The organism is Arthrobacter sp. 2762, assembly GCF_040548745.1.
Lineage (GTDB): Bacteria > Actinomycetota > Actinomycetes > Actinomycetales > Micrococcaceae > Arthrobacter.
Genome location: NZ_JBEPSI010000002.1, coordinates 18,498 through 36,246 on the forward strand (window position 1 = coordinate 18,498; position 17,749 = coordinate 36,246).

A 17,749-nucleotide genomic window follows, 5' to 3' on the forward strand; every position below is an offset into this window, starting at 1 on the left:
GACTGCGTGAGCACAGAACAATCTGCCGTGGCCGGGAACATACATGCCTTGGCCAGCTACGGCCCCCAGTTTCCGGGCGCGTCTGCAGCACCGGCCCAGCGGACTCTGGTGGATATCCTCGAAGCGACCGCAGCCGCTTTTGCGGAGTCCTCGGCACTGGACGATGGCCGGAAGTCACTGAGCTACACCGAACTGCTTGGAGCAGTCCGCGCGTTCGCGCGGGTCCTGAACGCCGCTGGTCTTGGCCGAGGGGACAAGATCGGCGTCCGCATCCCTTCAGGCACCAGTGATCTCTACGTCGCCATCCTGGGAATCCTCATGGCCGGGGCAGCCTACGTCCCCGTGGATGCCGACGACCCCGAGGAGCGCGCCCGGCTGGTTTTTGGCGAAGCAAAGGTGGCCGCCGTGATTGGGGCCGGTCTGGCCGTTGAGCTGGCAGTCGAGGCACGGGAGGCTGTCACGGAGCTGCAGAAACCTGGGCTGGATGATGACTCGTGGATCATCTTCACCTCGGGTTCCACTGGCACGCCGAAAGGCGTGGCCGTCAGGCACCACTCCTCGGCCGCTTTTGTGGACGCCGAAGCCCGTCTCTTCCTGCAAGGAGATCCCATCGGCCCGCAGGACAGGGTCCTGGCTGGCCTATCGGTCGCGTTCGATGCTTCCTGTGAGGAGATGTGGCTGGCCTGGAGGCACGGGGCTTGCCTGGTGCCGGCTCCACGCGCCCTTGTTCGGACCGGCATGGATCTGGGCCCATGGCTCATCAACCATGGCATCACCATTGTTTCCACGGTGCCCACCCTTGCTGCTTTGTGGCCAGCCGAAGCCCTTGAGAATGTGCGTCTCCTCATCTTTGGTGGCGAGGCCTGCCCGCCTGAACTCGCCGAACGGCTCGCCATCGACGGCCGTGAAGTCTGGAACACCTACGGGCCCACCGAGGCCACGGTGGTCGCCTGCGCGGCTCCCCTGGGCGGACCTGGCCCGGTTCGGATCGGACTGCCGCTGGACGGCTGGGACCTCGCCGTCGTCAATTCCGCCGGCGTTCCCGTGGCCGAAGGCGAAATTGGGGAATTAATCATCGGCGGAGTCGGGCTGGCCCGGTACCTTGATCCCGGCAAGGACGCTGAGAAGTACGCAGCCATGCCGACCCTGGGCTGGGAACGCGCCTACCGGTCCGGGGACCTTGTGCGCTTCGAGGCCGAGGGGCTGGTCTTCATCGGGAGGGCCGATGAACAGGTCAAGCTGGGTGGCCGACGGATCGAACTGGGCGAAGTCGATGCCGCACTGCAGTCGCTGCCTGGGGTGGGAGGTGCGGCCGCCGCGGTGCAAACGACGGCGGCAGGTAACCAAATTCTTGTCGGTTACCTGGCGCCCACCGAGGGCTGCGTACTGGACCTGGACGAAGCACGTAGACAGTTGGGCGAGAGCCTGCCGGCAGCGTTGGTCCCCCTGCTGACGGTTGTTGCTTCGTTGCCGACAAAGACCAGCGGCAAAGTGGACCGTCATTCGCTTCCATGGCCTCTTGCTGGCGCCGGAGCAAAGGAGGCAAGCAAAGCACCGCTGAATCTGCCGGACGACGCCCGATGGATTGTGGAGCAGTGGGAGTCGGTCCTCGGCAGCCCTGTGAGCTCCCTTGACGCGGACTTCTTCGCGTACGGTGGCGGCTCATTGGCCGCTGCACAGCTTGTTTCCGCTTTGCGTGTCCGCTACCCGATCATCACGGTGGCGGACATCTACGCGACACCGCGGGTGGGCGCGCTCATAGATACTGCGCGGCAGTCTCTTCCCGACGGCGGCATGCCCGGTCCCGCTGCGGAGCGCACCGTACGGCCCACAGCCTTTAAGTCACAGCTCTTCCAGGTGCTCATGGGAATACCACTGCACATCCTGGTCGGAATGCGGTGGTTGACCTACCTCATGGCTGCCAACAGGCTTTTGGCCGATTTCGCTGGGTTCACCGCAGCCCCCGTTGTTTCCTGGTGGTGGATCGGGGCTTCGTGGCTGGTTTTTGTGAGTCCGCTGGGACGCATGGTTATCTCGGTGGTGGCTGCCCGCATCCTGTTGGGCAAGGTTGAGCCAGGAACATATCCGCGGTCCGGCAAGACGCACCTGCGGCTTTGGCTGGCAGAGCAAGTACAGGACCTCTCCGGTGCCATTGGTCTGGCCAGCGCACCCTTCGTGCCCTACTACGCACGGGCCCTCGGGGCAAAGATCGGAAGGGACGTCCATCTGCATTCATTGCCGCCGGTCACCGGCCTGCTGTCCTTGGGAACAGGGGCCAACATTGAGCCCGAGGTGGATCTCTCCGGCTGGTGGGTGGACGGCGATTCTGTCCACATCGGCCAAATCCATGTTGGAGCAGGAGCAGTGGTGGGCTCCCGAAGTACGCTCATGCCTGGTGCCACCATCGGCGCTGGCGCACACGTTGAAGCAGGGTCTGCCGTGCTGGGCAAGGTGAAGGCCGGGCACCTCGTGGCCGGCTCCCCGGCCCGACGCCGCGGAAAAGCAAAACACGACTGGCCTGAGCCCAGCAGCCGGCGTTCCCTGATGGACCGGCTCTGGTTCTCCGCCTTCGCTGCTGCGTCTGCATTGCTGGCATTGATCCCCTACGTCTCAGCTTTCGCGGGCGCGATGGTGGTCCTTGCTTTCATCCGGGGCCACGACTCCCTGGAGACTGCAGTTCCTCGGGTTGCCCTGGCGCTGCCTCTTGCAGCCCTCGTCTGGTTCTTCGGCAACCTCATCCTCATCCTGGCCGTGGCGCGGCTCCTTGGCCTGGGGTTGAAGGAAGGCTACTACCGGGTCCGAAGCCGCATTGGCTGGCAGGTTTGGGCCACCGAGCGGTTGCTGGACATGGCGAGGGACCTGCTCTTTCCCATCTACGCGAGCCTGTTCACTCCACTATGGCTACGACTGCTGGGAGCAAAAGTGGGCAAGAACGTAGAGGCATCAACCGTGCTGTTGGTGCCCAGGATGACCACCATCGGCGATGGTGCTTTCCTCGCGGACGACACCATGGTCGCATCCTATGAACTCGGCGGCGGCTGGATGAGGATTGCCCCTGCCAAGATCGGAAAACGCTCATTCCTGGGCAACTCCGGGATGACGGCAGCTGGACGGAACGTGCCCAAGAATTCGCTCGTGGCGGTGCTGTCCGCAACGCCAGCAAAAGCAAAATCAGGGACCTCCTGGCTGGGCAGCCCACCTGTCAGGCTGCGCCGCACTGCCGTCGACGCCGACCAGACCCGCACGTTCCAGCCGCCCCTGAAACTCAAAGTTGCCAGAGCACTCTGGGAGGCCTGCCGGCTTGTCCCGGTCATCCTCACAGTGGCTATCGCAGCCGGCGTCATGCTGGCTTTGGATTGGATCGCACGGGGCTGGGGTTATTGGGTGGCGGCCCTGCTCGGCGGTGTTGTGGTTTTGGCAGCCGGCGCCGTGGCCGCGTTCAGTTCCATCATTGCCAAGTGGGTCCTGGTGGGTGCCATCCGAGCCGGCGAGCACCCACTCTGGAGTTCGTTCATTTGGCGGAACGAGGTAGTGGACACCTTCATTGAGATGGTGAGTGCACCCTGGTTCGCCCGTTCGGCGGCAGGCACTCCGGCCCTGGTGTGGTGGCTTCGCGGCCTCGGGGCGAAAATCGGGCGGGGAACGTGGTGTGAAAGCTATTGGCTTCCTGAGGCTGACCTCGTGACACTTGGAGAGAACTCCACCGTCAACCGGGGCTGCGTTGTCCAAACACATCTTTTCCACGACAGGGTGATGAGCTTGGATACCGTCACGTTGGGAAATGGTGCCACGATGGGACCACACGGCGTTATCCTCCCCGCGGCCAGCATCGGGAACGGCGGAACTGTTGGGCCGGCGTCGTTGGTCATGCGCGGCGAAACCGTGCCGGCCGGAACATACTGGATGGGAAATCCGGTGAGCCCTTGGGAGGGTCCTGCGGCACTGGCCGCGCGGCTCAAGTAGATTGGGGCAGATCATGACAGAACCGATCACCAAACTTGTGACCCCTGCTGACCCCTATACCCTGGACCACGGCAGCACGAGCTACCGTGTGGATCGGTATGAATTGGATCTCGATGTCAGGCTCGGCAGTAACAAGCTGATCGGAAAAGCGATCCTCCGCTGCACTGCCCTGGAGCCGGCTTCCCAGATGATCCTGGACCTGGTGGGCCTGCGGGCGTCCAAAATCCAGATGGATGGCAGGAAGGTCCAAAGGTTCAGCCAACGGGCCGAACACCTCGTGGTCACCACTGCGTCGCCCTTGAAGGCCGGTCAGCCGTTCGTCCTCGAGATCCGCTATGAGGGCAATCCGCAACCGCGCCGTGGCTTGTGGGGCGAGGTTGGCTGGGAAGAACTGAATGACGGCGTCCTGGTGGCCGGCCAGCCCAACGGCGCTGCGTCGTGGTTTCCTTGCAACGATCATCCCCGCAGCAAATCCTCGTTCCGGATTTCAGTGACCACGGATGACAATTACCGGCCGGTGTGCAACGGCCAGTTGGTGTCCAGATCACGAAAATCAAGCCGCGAGACCTGGGTCTATGAACATTCCGAGCCCATGGCCACATATCTCGCCACGATGCAGATCGGCCGTTATGTCATGGTCCCGCTCAACCCGGCAGACACCCACCATCGGGTCCCACAGTTCGCCGCGGTCACCGCAGACATGGCTGACGACGCCCGCCAGGGGCTTCAACGCCAGCCCGACATGATGAAGACCTTCGAGGACTGCTTCGGCCCCTACCCGTTCACCGATTACACCTCGGTTGTCACCGAAGATGAGTTGGAAATTCCGTTGGAGGCACAGACCGTCTCCATTTTTGGCCGCAATCACATGCGCGGCACGTGGGAGGCCCAACGATTGATCGCCCATGAATTGTCTCACCAGTGGTTTGGCAACTCCCTGACCGTCAGCAATTGGAAGGACATCTGGCTCCACGAGGGATTCGCCTGCTACGCCGAGTGGTTGTGGTCCGAGGAGTCCGGAACCATGCCAGTTGCGGCACGTGCCTTGGCTGCTTGGAAAAAGCTCGACGCCGGGCCGCAGGACCTGCTGGTTGGCGACCCCGGTCCGGAGCTGATGTTCGATGACCGCGTGTACAAGCGCGGCGCCCTTGCTGTCCACGCCGTCCGACTGGCAGCCGGGGACGAAGCGTTCTTCGGGCTCCTGCAGCATTGGACGGAGCGGAACCGGCACGGCTCCATTTCCACAGCGTCCTTCATCGAAGCGGTTGATTCGTTCATCCCGGGGTTCGACGCCGCCGCACTGCTGCAGCCCTGGCTCTACGAAACGACCCTCCCGCCTTTGCCCCAAGCCTAGGAAATCGCTACCGCCGCCACGAGCCCATCCGGCAGTTCCTGGCCGCTTTCATGCATGCTGGTGATATCGCATAGGCCGGGCCGGTCCAGAACATCGAGCTCTGCCGGGTTGCGGCGCAGGCCCTCCCCGGTCATTTTCAACCAGGCTTCCTTGCGCGCCCACAAGCGTGCGCGCTGCACGGCCTGTTGATTTTCCAGCACAGTCATCAGGAAGTGCTTCTCCCCTGCGGTCAGGGCAACATCATCAAAGCCTTCGAACGCTGCATGATCAGTCGCTTCAAGGTCCACGCCCAGCCGGGCGCCCTCGGGTGGATGCACGACGCCGGCCAGCAACACCCAGCCCGACGCCCGTGAAGCGCTCAAAACCAGAGGCGCAGGGGCGCCGTCGAGCATGAAACCGGGCCGGCCGTGGTCTTGGCCTGGTCCGCACTGCGGGCAGCTGTATTCGGGCACGAGCCGGGCGGGATCCACGTCGAGGAGCGATGCGGCGAAGTGCAGAAGGGCGAACCGGCCGCCAATGAATTCTTCCCGATCATTGGCACTGGCGAAACGGCGCGCCCGTTCCAAGGCTGGCCGCCCCAGCTCCTGAAGGCGGGCGCCCGCAACAAGCAGTTCGTCGAGCCTGAGCAGCTCGAACACAGGGTTCTGCATCACGCCCTACCTAGACGGACGAGGTCGTCGCCTGCTGCCATGAGATCCTCATCGTGGGTGGCTACGACGACCGTTGCACCGCGCCGGGCCTCTTCTATGAGGAAGTTGATCACTAATTCACGATTCTTTCTATCCAACGACGCTGTTGGTTCGTCGGCAAGGACTACATCTGCCCCGCGGAACATCGCTCGGGCCAATCCAACGCGTTGCTTCTCACCACCACTTAGCCGGGCTGTCTGCTCCTTCCCCCGGTTCGAAAGCAGGACGTGGTCGAGGATCTGCTCCACTCGATCGAGCTCTGGCTGACGCAGCCCGAAAAGACCCCTACGCCCGACCGTCACGTTGTAGTCAACACTGGCCTCTTCAATGAGCCCGTAGTCCTGAAAGACGAAAGCGATGTGGTCCCGCCAAAACCGGCGGCGCCGGGCATCGTTCCAGTTGGTGGCGTCCTGACCGCCGACTACTACGCTGCCCGTCCCGACTCGACCCAACAGGCCAAGAACATTCAAGAGCGTCGTCTTACCGCTGCCGCTCTTCCCGGCAAGTACGAGCATGCGGCCTGGCTCCGCCTTCACGGAAGCAGAGTTCAAAACGGCCTTTCCATCGATAACAACCGAAACACGGTCGGCGCTCAATTGCATATGATTTATCCTCTTCGTGCGAGTGTCGTGCGGAACGTCGTCGTTGCCGCCCATTGATGCAGGAACCATGCGACGGCAAGGTAGACCAGCGGGGCAAATCCGGAAATCCCAATGCTTGAAGGATCTGGTGCTGCGAACGACAGGGCCATGACGGCGCCGAACAACAAAGAGGTAGTTGTTTCCCACAACAGTCTCGGCAGGAGGATTGAACCCCACGATTTCCCGGCTGTGTGTTGTACGAACCAGCGACGTCGCCGAAGAAGCGCGAAGATCCAAGCGGTTACGCTCACGCACATAACGAGCGCAAGTACAGCGAGAGCGATGGCCCCTGCGCCGAGTTGAGCGTTGCGTTGCTTCGACTGGGCGTCATAAAGACGCAAGTCGGCTATGCGGTCAATCGACAGGACTTCCGCACCCATGTCCCGCTCCTTAATCCGCATTAGTGTCACTTAGGGTGAAATCGTGATGCGCCTTTTCAAATATTTCTTAAGGTTTCACGGTTGCTACAACCAGCCAATATGGTAAGGAAGCAAAGGTTACGTGGCCTGCACAGCCCGATATCTGGAACCTGGCGGCCTTCGACCCAGACCCAGGCATAGTTGCGCCAAAGACAAACCTCTCTAAAGAAAAGATCCCCGGAACCCTCAGGTTCCGGGGATCTCGCTCACAGCGGGTGGATCAGCGCTGGACTGCTCCGAACCGTTCCGTTGCTACGGATACGGCTGCGGCGCGGGCCTCCGAAGCTTCGTCTGCGGTCAGCGTGCGGTCAGCAGCACGGAAGCGGAGGCCGAATGCCAGAGACTTCTTGCCTTCCTCGATGCCCGGGCCGACATAGACGTCGAACAACGCGACGTCTTCGAGGAGTTCGCCGGCACCTTCACGCAACGCGGCAAGCACCTGGTCAGCCGGCACGTCCTGCGGAACAACCAGGGCCACGTCCTGGGTGGCCACCGGGAATCCGGAGATGTGCTTGGCGACAATGACATCGGCGGCAGCTTCGAAGAGCGCCTCCACGTTGACCTCAACCGCCACGGAGCGTGCCGGCATGTCGTGGGCTGCAAGGAGCTTCGGGTGCAGTTCGCCGGCGTAGCCCACCACGTCGCCTGACCGCAGCGCGAGCTGTGCGGCACGTCCGGGATGGAATGCCTGGTGGCTTCCCTGGCTGACGACAAGCTCAACGCCGAGTACATCTGCGATAAGCCGGGCGACATCCAAAGCATCGGCCCAGTCCCAGGCACGCGGAGTGTGCGTCGCAGCAGCTGGAGAATCGTGGCCAGTCAAGACAGCCGCGATGTGCAGCGGCTGGTGCGGGACGCCGTCGTACAGCGCATCCAGTACCTCATCGGCAGGCTTGACGCCCAGCGGCGGGATGGAATCCGTGCCCAACTGCTCGCCCGGGAGGAAGACCGAGCCGGCCTCGTACACGGCGAGGTCGCGGAAACCGCGGGAGTGGTTGCGGCGTGCCACCTCAATCAGGCCCGGCAGGATCGAGGTACGAAGGTAACCGTGTTCCTCGCTGATGGGGTTGGCCAGCTTCAGCGCGGGACGCGCCTGGCCCTCAATGGCAACGCCGAAGGTGTCGTTGGATGCCTTGGAGACGAACGGGTAGGACAAGACCTCCGTCAATCCGGCATCAGCCAGTGCCTGCACGACGCGGCGCTTCTGCTGCTGGCTGCGGCTCAGACCACGGCCCGGAGGCGCCACGGGCAGTGTTGCCGGAATGTTGTCATAACCAACCAGGCGGGCTATTTCCTCGGAGAGGTCCTCCTTGGTTTCGAGGTCATTGCGCCAGCTGGGAGCCGTCACCAGATAGCCGGAGGCGGTCTTTTCCACCGCAGCACCAAGATCCACCAAGGACGTAGTGATCTGCTCTTCTGTGAAGTCGATACCGATACGGGCGGCAGCGAACTCTGCGGGCAGTTCAATGGTGACGGCGTCAGGAGCGGTTCCGACGTCGGTACCGGTCTCGTCAGCGGTGCCACCAGCGAGTTCAACCAAGAGGTCCACCACGCGCTGCGCGGCGATGTTCGCAACGTGCCAGTCGACCCCCCGCTCGAAGCGCTTGGATGCTTCGGACGGAAGTTTATGGCGGCGACGGGAACGGGCAATCGATACTTCGTCGAAGTGTGCGGCTTCCACCAGGATGTTCGTGGTGGAATCGGAAACCTCAGTGTGGGCACCGCCCATAACACCGGCGATACCGATGGCTCCGGAGTCGTCAGTGATCAGCAGGTCCTCGACGTCGAGCGTGCGTTCCTTGTCGTCGAGCGTGGTGATCTTCTCCCCCGCCACGGCACGGCGAACCACGATGTCGCCCGCAAGCTTGTCCAGGTCGTAGCAGTGGTTCGGTTGCCCGAGCTCAAGCATGACGTAGTTGGAGATGTCAACCGGAAGTGAAATGGAGCGCACACCAGCCAGACGGAGACGTGCGGACATCCACGGCGGCGTGGGACGCGAAGCGTCCACGCCACGGACAGTGCGGGCAACAAAGCGATCGCAGCCAGGCTTGCCGTAGATCGGGGCGTCGTCATTGAGCTTGACGCCGTACCCGCCCTGCAGACCCGCCGGCGCGTTGACCTTGGAGGCTGGATCCACGAAGGACGTCCCGGTTGCGTGGGCGTACTCACGTGCCACACCACGGATGGAGAAGGCGTAGCCGCGGTCCGGGGTGACGTTGATTTCTGCAGCCTGGTCATAGAGCCCAAGGAGTTTCATCGCGTCCGTGCCGATTTCCGGATCCAGCCCGATCCGTGAGAGGACCAGGATTCCATCATGGTCATCGCCGATGCCCAGTTCGCGGACGGAAGCGATCATGCCCGCAGACAGGTGACCGTAAGTCTTCCGCGCCGAAATCCGGAAGTTTCCGGGCAGCACAGCCCCGGGAAGCGTGACAACAACTTTGTCGCCTTCCACGAAGTTGTGGGCACCACAAATGATGCCCTGCACGCCGGAGGGATCGATTCCCTCGCCCGTCAGGGTCTGTTCCTGCCCTTCAGGGACAACACGGACCTGGCACCAGTTGATGGTCTTGCCATTGGATTGCGGTTCCTTGACCAAGCTCAGCACCTGGCCAACCACAATGGGACCCGTGAGTTCATCCGTGGGACGGTGGACTTCTTCTTCTTCAAAACCGACCTTGACCAGGTCCGCCATGACATCTTCGGCCGTAGCATCGGCCGGAACCTGCGCAAATTCACGCAGCCAGGAAAGTGGGATACGCACTGTTAGATCTCCATCCCGAAGTGCTCGCTGAAACGTACATCGCCCTCGATCATGTCGCGCATATCGCCGACCTCGTTGCGGAACATGAGCGTGCGCTCGATGCCCATGCCGAAGGCAAAACCTGAATAGACGTCCGGATCGATGCCGGCAGCCCGGAGGACGTTGGGGTTGACCATGCCGCAGCCACCCCATTCGATCCAGCGGGGACCACCCTTGGCACCGGGGTGCCAGATGTCCAGCTCAGCAGAGGGCTCGGTGAACGGGAAGTAGTTCGGGCGCAGGCGAATGGAGGCTTCGTCGCCAAACATCTGGCGGGCGAAGTGCTCCAGCGTTCCACGGAGGTCGGCCATGCTCAGGTTCTTATCGATCGCCAGACCTTCGAACTGGTGGAAGACAGGCGTGTGCGTTGCATCGAGTTCATCCGTGCGGAACACCTTGCCCGGGCACAGCACGTAGATGGGAACTTCTCGCTCCAGCATGGAACGCACCTGCACCGGAGACGTGTGCGTACGCATGAGCAGGTGTGCCTCGGGAGGCTCCACGAAGAACGTGTCCTGCATTTCACGGGCCGGGTGGTCCGGCTTGAAGTTCAGGGCGTCAAAGTTGAACCACTCGGACTCGACCTCAGGGCCTTCGGCAATTTCCCAGCCCATGCCGACGAAGATGTCCGAAACACGGTCCTGCAGCGTGGACAGCGGATGACGCGCTCCCGCCCGGCGTCGACGCGGAGCAGCCGTGACATCAACGGTTTCCTCCACGAGGATCCGGGCGTCGTTCTCGGCTTCCAGGACTTCGGTCCGGGCTGCGAGCGCTTGGTTGACCCGGCCGCGCGAGGATCCCATGAGCTTTCCGGCGGCAGCCTTGTGCTCCTTGGCGAGGCCACCGATTTCACGGTTGGCCAGGCTCAGGGGCGACTTCTCTCCGGTGTGGGCGAGGCGGACAGCCTTGAGTTCTTCGAGGGAGGAGGCAGCCGCAATCGCGGCGATCGCATCCTCAACGGCGGCGTTGATGGCGGCTTCATCCAGCGGATTCGGGATGGCAGCGCCTGGCAAAGTGTCAGTCATCTACTGTTCTTAGCTACGAGTCGGGAGCGGCCGGCATGGCTGGCCTGCAAAACGAAAGGGCAGTGCTCACCACGGACGGCAGGCACTACCCTTCAGTCTAGTTGAAGCTCACAGGCGCCATTTAACCCCGGGTTTATGTGCGCCACGGGTCTAGCATGGCTTCATGACTCCCGGGCAGCGTTTACGGCAAGTTGCCAACATCCTGAACCTGACCACACCGTTGGGGCTGTTGGTCGCGCGGAGGTCCCGATCGCGCATTTCGCGTGGGCCCCGGGGACTGCTGATAGCAGCAGGGTATGCGTGGAAGCTTCCACACGCCGGGGCGTTTACGGTGGGGAACGTCATCCTCTACCGCGCAGCCCACGGCGTGGCAGGACGCAACGAGCTGCTCCTTGCCCACGAGGAACGGCACAGCACTCAGTACGCCTACTGCCTGGGGTTGCCATTCCTTGTTTTCTACGGTGTCGCCGCCGGCTGGTCCATGCTGCGTGCTGGCAATCCGGCGTCGAGGAATTTCTTTGAACGGCAGGCTGGACTCGCAGCGGGCGGCTACATTGACCATCGAATCGAGGCCGAAGCATGAAACGCACCATTACCGTCACGGGAACGGCGAGCGCCAAGGCAGTTCCGGACCTGGTGACACTGACTTTGGGCGTCGAGACGCGAAGGGAGACTGCATCCAAGGCATATGACGACGCCGGCAAGGCAGCGGCCGCCGTCGCCGCCAGTTTGCGTGCGGCTGGCGTGCAGGATGCAGATCTGCACACCAGCGGCTTAAACCTTCGAGCAGACCTGGTGTGGGTGGAGGGGCAGGGACAGAAGGTCGCTGCCTATGTGGCGTCCACCAATGTGCGCGTCGGCATCCGCTCGCCAACGGAAGCGCCTGCCACCATTGCTGCGGCGGTGGCCGCCGGTGGGGACGACATCCGGATCAACGGGATAGAGCAAGGCTTTGCAGATGCCTCTGCGGTCACGAGCCAGGCGCAGGAGGCGGCATGGCAGGACGCGCTCCATCGGGCGGAGCAGTACGCGTCCTTGGCGTCCGTCCGGCTGGGCTCGGTGGTTTCCATTTCCCAGCAACCTCTGCCGGGCTCCCCCATTCCGATGGGTGGACTCGTCAGGGCCTCTGCTGCTGAAGGACTTCCCATCCAGGCCGGCGAGTCGTCCGTAGCGGCAAGCGTCACTGTGGAATGGGAACTCTTGAAGCCTTAGGTCCATCCACCGGCGCCTGGACTGCCGTCCGCACCACCACTGCGATGCCAGCAGCCATGGCCTCAAGCGGCATGGACGGCGTCGCGCTCCCCTCGGGTACCTGCTCTGGAAGGTAGGGAAGATGGACAAATCCTCCCCGGATGCCGTCTTTGGTTGCGAGGGCATGCATCAGCGCATAGAACACGTGGTTGCAGACATAGGTTCCTGCAGACTGTGAGATCTCACCCTTGATGCCTTCGATCTGCAGGTTCCGTAGCGCGGCTTTGATCGGCAACGTCGAGAAGTAAGCAGCCGGGCCGCCAGGAACCACTTCCTCGTCGATGGGCTGCTTGCCCTTGTTATCCGGGATGCGGGCGTCATCGCAATTGATGGCTACACGCTCCAGGGAGACCCTTTCCCGCCCTCCCGCCAATCCAGTGCACACCACGACGCCCGGCGTCAGGGTTTCGACGGCGGCCAGCAGGAGGGTCGCCGCTTCACCGAACACGCAGGGCAGCTCTAAAGCTTCCACCTTCTGCCCCTCCGAACGAAGGATGTCGCGAGCGCGCAGGACAGCCTGCCAGGAAGGGTTGACGTTCTCTTCGCCAAACGGTTCGAAGCCAGTCAGCAGAATCATGGGCCAACCTTAGCAATGTCCGGAATCGGCATTCGTAGTCCTTGACATTCGTTCGAACATACATTCGAATGGAGTGCATGAGATGGGACGCACAAGCACTTTCGCCAACGCATGGATCGGCGTCCGAAAGCCTTGACAGTATGGCACCTGGCCCTGCCCCGGCCATGGACGCCCTGCTGCCGCTGGCCGGGCTTGTGCGTTCCATCTCAACACCCGAATTCTCCGGAGTCACCTTCCATGAGGTCACCGCAAAGTCAGTGCTCAACAAGGTGCCTTCCGGTTCCAACATGCCTTTCGAATGGACCGTAAATCCCTACAGGGGCTGCAGCCATGCCTGCGTCTATTGCTTTGCCCGGAAGACGCACACCTACCTGGAGTTCGACGCCGGACGCGACTTCGACTCCCAGGTGGTAGTGAAGATCAACGCGGCGGAGGTCCTTCGGAAGGAACTGGCCAAACCATCGTGGGAACGGCACCAGGTTGCCCTCGGAACCAACACAGACCCCTACCAGCGGGCCGAAGGCCGATACGCGCTGATGCCAGGGATCATCCGGGCCCTCGCCGATTCCGGCACACCGTTTTCCATCCTGACCAAAGGCACGTTGCTTGCCCGGGACATTCCCCTGCTCAAGCACGCGGCGACCCAGGTCCCAGTGGACCTGGGCATCTCACTGGCCATGACCAACGAGGACCTTGCCGAGATTGTTGAGCCCGGCACCCCCTCGCCGAGAGCCCGCCTCAAGCTCATTGCGCGGCTACGTGAGGCAGGTCTGGGTTGCGGAGTCATGGCCATGCCCATCCTGCCTTGGCTCACGGATTCAGACGAAGCCCTTGAGTCCTTGTTCTCGGAACTCTCCAAGGCCGGCGCCACGGGCGTCACTGCAGGAGCCCTATACCTCAAGCCCGGTACACGTGAGTGGTACATGAAGTGGCTCGCCGCCCACCATCCCGAACTTGCAGGACGGTACCGTCGCCTGTACGGGCAGCGATCGTATGCGTCAAAAGAGTACCGCTCCTGGTTGTCGGCCAGGATCAATCACTTCAAAGCCAAGCATGGCTTTACCGGAACGCAAGGCTTCAGCCACCGCAATGCCCGGCCAGCCACCACTCCAGCCTCGGGCACGGAGCCTGCGGTTGGTACGCCGTTGCCAGGGCAGGAACCACTTTTCTGAGCCGCTGGGCCACTGCAGTAACGGCAGCTAGGCCCGTGCAGTCACGCGTTCCAGCAACGCCCGGACTATAGGGAAGTCAGCCGGGATCCAGGCAAGGCCAAGAGCTTCTTCGTCATCAACCAGGGATACCCAACGCAGCTCGTCGTGATCCTCAAGGGCACGAGGTGTGCCTTCAGCGAGTTCCGCCAACCAGACACGCATTGCCGCGCGCTCATTGAGGGGCCACCCCTCGGCCTCACCGGACTCCAGCTCCGGCCCGAGCCGAACATTAACTCCCAACTCCTCCGCAAGCTCCCGATGAAGGGCAGCTTCGGCCGACTCGCCCTCCTCTACTTTGCCGCCGGGAAATTCCCACATTCCGGCGAACTGCGGGGGCGCAGTCCGACGTGCTACGAGGAGTCGGGCCGGGGCATCCAGGGAGTCGACGACGGCGGCGCCCACCACGTTTATCAGTCCAGTCACTGAAACAGTCTATGGGTGTGGGAATCATGGGCATCGTCACATAGCGACGTCAAGACACTGTCACGGGACTAAGCTTGTTATCGGATTTTCTCCACCTTTTCCCGGCCCTCAAGGCACCTCACGAAGCAGGCTCATGACTATCACTGTGTCCCCACCCGCCGTCGCCAAAAAAGCAAGGCGCCACCTAGGCTTGGCTATCCTCGCGCTGGCCACGGGCGGGTTCGCCATCGGCACCACCGAGTTCGCCATGATGGGTCTTCTCAAGGAAATTGAGGAAGGATTGGGCATCAGCACTCCCGAGGCTGGCAACCTCATCTCCGCCTATGCCTTGGGCGTTGTCATCGGAGCGCCCATCTTCGCTGCATTCGGAGCTAAACTTCCCAGGAAGCACCTGGCGCTGGGTTTGATGCTGTTCCTCTCCATCGCCAACCTGACCTCTTTCATTGCGCCCGACTACGGTTTGATGCTGCTCTCCCGCTTCGCTTCCGGCCTCCCCCATGGAGCATTCTTCGGTGTGGCTGCTGTCATCGCTGCCGGCTTGGTGGCACCCACAAAACGGGGTTGGGCCATCTCCATGGTGATGGCAGGCCTCACGGTCTCCAACGTCATCGGCGTGCCTCTGGCCACCTGGGTGGGGCAGACCTTTGGCTGGCGCCTTCTGTTCATCATCGTGGGGGCCATAGGCCTGCTGACCGTGGTCATGGTCTGGAAATTCGTCCCCTTCGAAGCGGCGCACCCTGAGGCCAGTATTCGGCGCGAACTCGGTGCCCTCAAACGGCTTCAGGTATGGCTTGCTTTGCTGATCGGCATCATTGGCTTTGGTGGGTTCTTCGCCGTCTACACCTACATCGCGCACACCATGACGGGCGTGGCAGGCATACCCGAAAGCCTCATTCCGGCAGTGGTGGCGCTCTACGGGCTAGGCATGGTTGCGGGCAACATCATCGGTGGCCGCATCGCGGACAAGTCGGTCATGGGCACCATCTACTGGGTCATGCCGGGCATCGCCGCAGCACTGGTGGTTTACGCCATCGCAGCCCACTGGGCTTGGTCCGCCTTCATCATGGCCTTCGTCGTTGGTGGCATAGGCTCCATGCTCACGCCAGCGTTGCAGACTCGTCTCCTGGATGCTGCTCCAGGCGCAGCCTCGCTCGCTTCGTCCCTGAACCACTCCGCCCTCAACATTGCCAACGCACTGGGCGCCTTCCTCGGCGGTACCGTGATCGCCTGGGGCTGGGGCTACGTGGCTCCGGCCCTCGTGGGTGCCGTCCTCGCCATTCTCGGCCTGGGAGTCGCCATCATCAGCGGCCTGCTGGAACGCAAGAGGCCGTTGGCTACCTCATGAACCGCTAGAGCGTCATCCACCTGCTGGATGCCGCTGCAAAAAAGATGGGCTCTTCAGTTTGAAGAGCCCATCTTTGGTTAATGCTGACCTGACTAAGCCTGTACGCGCTCTACATCGGGTTCAAGATAGATGACCCGCGCAATCGGAACGGCCGCCCGGATCCGTTGCTCGGCGTCGTCAATCACCCGGGCAATTGCTTGACCGGTATCGGCGGCACCCATGGTGATCTTGGCGGCAACCAGCAGTTCTTCCGGCCCCAGGTGCATGGTCTTGAGATGGATGATCCGGGTGCCATCCGCCTGCAGCGCCTCGGTGATGCGTGCGACGTCGTCTTTAGTGGCCGACTCACCCAGCAGGAGCGATTTGGTCTCGACCGCAAGGATGACGGCTATGGCGACAAGCAGCAGGCCGATCATGGCTGTACCGAAGGCGTCCCAGATGCCATCGCCGGTTACGAGGGTCATGCTGACACCGAAGAGCGCGAACACCAGGCCCAGCAAGGCGCCGAAGTCTTCCAGGAGGATGACCGGCAGCTCGGGCTGCTTGGCGTTGCGGATGAACTTGGCCCACGTCTGCTTGCCCCGGATATGGTTCGATTCCACGATGGCGGTTCGGAAGGAGAATGACTCGGCAACGATGGCGCCAATCAGGACGGCCAACGGCACCCACCAGAAGTCGCCTTCGATGCCGTGCGGGTGCTGGAACTTCTCCCACGCTTCGTACAGGGCGAAGAGGCCACCCACGCTGAACAAGACGATGGAAACGATGAACGCGTAGATGTACCGTTCACGGCCGTAGCCAAAGGGGTGCTCGGGGCTTGCCGCACGCTGTGCGCGCTTGCCACCTACCAGGAGAAGGATCTGGTTGCCGGAGTCAGCTACCGAGTGAATGGCCTCAGCGAGCATGGACGATGACATCGTCAGGACGAATGCAACGAACTTCAGGACAGCGATGGTCAGGTTCGCGGCGAGGGCCGCCACGATCGCTTTGGTACCGCCACTTGCAGCCACGAAAGCTTCACCTCTTCGGTTTTGGGAAAGTTTGGAATGGGCCAGGAAGAGTCGTCATCGTGACGATCTTGCAAGAAATACCGTACCGGGCGTCAGGCTATTTCTACATTCCGGACCCGGGCGCCCTGCTGCGAACGGGCGCTTGCATAGAGGCAAACGGTGGCCGCTGTACCCAGATTCAAGCTCTCGGCTGCGCCATAGACAGGCACGGCTACGCGGTGATCCGCGAGTGCCAGTTCGGCATCGGACAGCCCTTGAGCTTCGTTCCCGAACAACCATGCTGTGGGTGCTTCAAGGGCATAGTCAGAGGCCACGTCGCCGTTTCCGAGCCTGCGGGCAGCATTCTCGTCCTGGAGTTGGTCCAGGTTTACCGTCCCGTAGCCGTCGGCAGCCAGGACCCCTATTCCCTGTTCCCGGAAGCGCGCTACGAGATCTTCAACATCAGCCCCCAGGACCACTGGCAGGTGGAACAACGAACCGGCCGTGGACCGTACCGCCTTGGGGTTGTAGATGTCCACGCTGGACCCCGTCAGGATCACAGCGTCGGCACCTGCAGCGTCGGCCGCGCGCAAAACGGTGCCTGCGTTGCCCGGGTCCCGAACCTGGCACATAACCGCAATAAGGCGAGGACCGGCGTCGAGCACTGATTCGAGGCTGACATCCACAAAACTACACACGGCAACAATGCCCTGCGGGTTGACGGTGTCCGCCATGGCGGCCAGGACGTCGTCGCTGGCCAGTCGAAGCTGTGTTCCTTCTGCAAGGTCCGCCAGTTCCGGGAGCCGCTCCAGGCAGGCCTCGCTCGCAAAGACTTCATGCACGACGGCGGAACGCCCTGCCGCAGTGCGCTCCCGGTGAAGGGTCAAAGCCTCGCGAACCGCCTGTGGACCCTCAGCCAGGAAACGGCCGCGCTTTAAACGGGCCGGGCGCCCGGCAAGCTTGGCGACGTCCCTCACCCGATCTGCTCGGGGGTTGGTCATCGGAAAGTCTTGCGGGCGCCCGGTTTGGTTCATATAAAGAACTTTAGTGGCAGTTGCG

Annotated in this window: 15 protein-coding genes; 6 read left to right on the forward strand and 9 right to left on the reverse strand. The window is 62.4% G+C overall.

Annotated features, from left to right (window positions below):
- The first annotated feature begins 6 nt into the window (after positions 1-6).
- Together ABIE18_RS04125 and ABIE18_RS04130 are read left to right on the forward strand one after the other, a co-directional pair.
- Positions 7-3,963 carry a Pls/PosA family non-ribosomal peptide synthetase gene (locus ABIE18_RS04125; protein ID WP_499721393.1) on the forward strand — a complete coding sequence of 1,319 codons (3,957 nt, stop codon included), beginning with the start codon at positions 7-9 and terminating at the stop codon, positions 3,961-3,963.
- 13 nt (positions 3,964-3,976) lie between these two features.
- Entirely contained in the window at positions 3,977-5,317 is a 1,341-nt protein-coding gene (locus ABIE18_RS04130; RefSeq protein ID WP_499721395.1) for a M1 family metallopeptidase, read from the forward strand.
- Here the strand turns inward: ABIE18_RS04130 and ABIE18_RS04135 are convergent.
- The 5 genes from ABIE18_RS04135 to pheS form a co-directional block, all read right to left on the reverse strand.
- Positions 5,314-5,967, reverse strand: a complete 654-nt coding sequence (locus ABIE18_RS04135) for a 4'-phosphopantetheinyl transferase family protein (RefSeq protein WP_499721396.1) — start codon at positions 5,965-5,967, stop codon at positions 5,314-5,316. The two genes, ABIE18_RS04130 and ABIE18_RS04135, sit on opposite strands and share 4 nt — an antisense overlap.
- A complete protein-coding gene (locus tag ABIE18_RS04140; RefSeq protein WP_499721397.1) occupies positions 5,967-6,602 on the reverse strand; it encodes an ATP-binding cassette domain-containing protein in 636 nt (211 codons plus the stop codon). The genes ABIE18_RS04135 and ABIE18_RS04140 overlap by 1 nt, the downstream gene beginning before the upstream one ends.
- Positions 6,603-6,613: 11 nt before the next feature.
- Complete coding sequence (locus ABIE18_RS04145; RefSeq protein ID WP_499721399.1) at positions 6,614-7,027, reverse strand: hypothetical protein; 414 nt, start codon at positions 7,025-7,027, stop codon at positions 6,614-6,616.
- Positions 7,028-7,286: 259 nt separating this feature from the next.
- Positions 7,287-9,830 carry a phenylalanine--tRNA ligase subunit beta gene (pheT, locus tag ABIE18_RS04150; RefSeq protein ID WP_499721401.1) on the reverse strand — a complete coding sequence of 848 codons (2,544 nt, stop codon included), beginning with the start codon at positions 9,828-9,830 and terminating at the stop codon, positions 7,287-7,289.
- A 2-nt stretch (positions 9,831-9,832) separates the two neighbouring features.
- Positions 9,833-10,894, reverse strand: coding sequence for a phenylalanine--tRNA ligase subunit alpha (gene pheS, locus ABIE18_RS04155; protein WP_223936608.1), 1,062 nt, complete (start codon positions 10,892-10,894; stop codon positions 9,833-9,835).
- A 163-nt stretch (positions 10,895-11,057) separates the two neighbouring features.
- Here pheS and ABIE18_RS04160 point away from each other — a divergent pair, with 163 nt between their 5' ends.
- Both ABIE18_RS04160 and ABIE18_RS04165 read left to right on the forward strand, forming a co-directional pair.
- The gene (locus ABIE18_RS04160) at positions 11,058-11,477 is read left to right on the forward strand and encodes a hypothetical protein (RefSeq protein ID WP_499721402.1); all 420 of its coding nucleotides are present in this window, start codon (positions 11,058-11,060) and stop codon (positions 11,475-11,477) included.
- Entirely contained in the window at positions 11,474-12,106 is a 633-nt protein-coding gene (locus tag ABIE18_RS04165) for an SIMPL domain-containing protein (protein WP_499721403.1), read from the forward strand. Before ABIE18_RS04160 ends, ABIE18_RS04165 begins: the two co-directional genes overlap by 4 nt.
- Here the strand turns inward: ABIE18_RS04165 and pcp are convergent.
- Positions 12,075-12,722 carry a pyroglutamyl-peptidase I gene (pcp, locus tag ABIE18_RS04170; RefSeq protein WP_499721404.1) on the reverse strand — a complete coding sequence of 216 codons (648 nt, stop codon included), beginning with the start codon at positions 12,720-12,722 and terminating at the stop codon, positions 12,075-12,077. The two genes, ABIE18_RS04165 and pcp, sit on opposite strands and share 32 nt — an antisense overlap.
- Positions 12,723-12,799: 77 nt before the next feature.
- Here pcp and ABIE18_RS04175 point away from each other — a divergent pair, with 77 nt between their 5' ends.
- Entirely contained in the window at positions 12,800-13,894 is a 1,095-nt protein-coding gene (locus ABIE18_RS04175) for an Rv2578c family radical SAM protein (protein WP_499721405.1), read from the forward strand.
- A gap of 27 nt (positions 13,895-13,921) precedes the next feature.
- Here ABIE18_RS04175 and ABIE18_RS04180 read toward each other — a convergent pair whose 3' ends face one another.
- Positions 13,922-14,356 carry a (deoxy)nucleoside triphosphate pyrophosphohydrolase gene (locus ABIE18_RS04180; protein ID WP_499721406.1) on the reverse strand — a complete coding sequence of 145 codons (435 nt, stop codon included), beginning with the start codon at positions 14,354-14,356 and terminating at the stop codon, positions 13,922-13,924.
- 133 nt (positions 14,357-14,489) lie between these two features.
- Here ABIE18_RS04180 and ABIE18_RS04185 point away from each other — a divergent pair, with 133 nt between their 5' ends.
- Complete coding sequence (locus ABIE18_RS04185) at positions 14,490-15,701, forward strand: MFS transporter (protein ID WP_499721407.1); 1,212 nt, start codon at positions 14,490-14,492, stop codon at positions 15,699-15,701.
- Between the two features lie 92 nt (positions 15,702-15,793).
- Here the strand turns inward: ABIE18_RS04185 and ABIE18_RS04190 are convergent, their stop codons facing one another.
- Both ABIE18_RS04190 and ABIE18_RS04195 read right to left on the reverse strand, forming a co-directional pair.
- A complete protein-coding gene (locus tag ABIE18_RS04190; protein WP_499721408.1) occupies positions 15,794-16,711 on the reverse strand; it encodes a cation diffusion facilitator family transporter in 918 nt (305 codons plus the stop codon).
- Positions 16,712-16,803: 92 nt separating this feature from the next.
- Complete coding sequence (locus ABIE18_RS04195) at positions 16,804-17,724, reverse strand: TrmH family RNA methyltransferase (RefSeq protein ID WP_499721409.1); 921 nt, start codon at positions 17,722-17,724, stop codon at positions 16,804-16,806.
- Between the last annotated feature and the right edge of the window lie 25 nt (positions 17,725-17,749).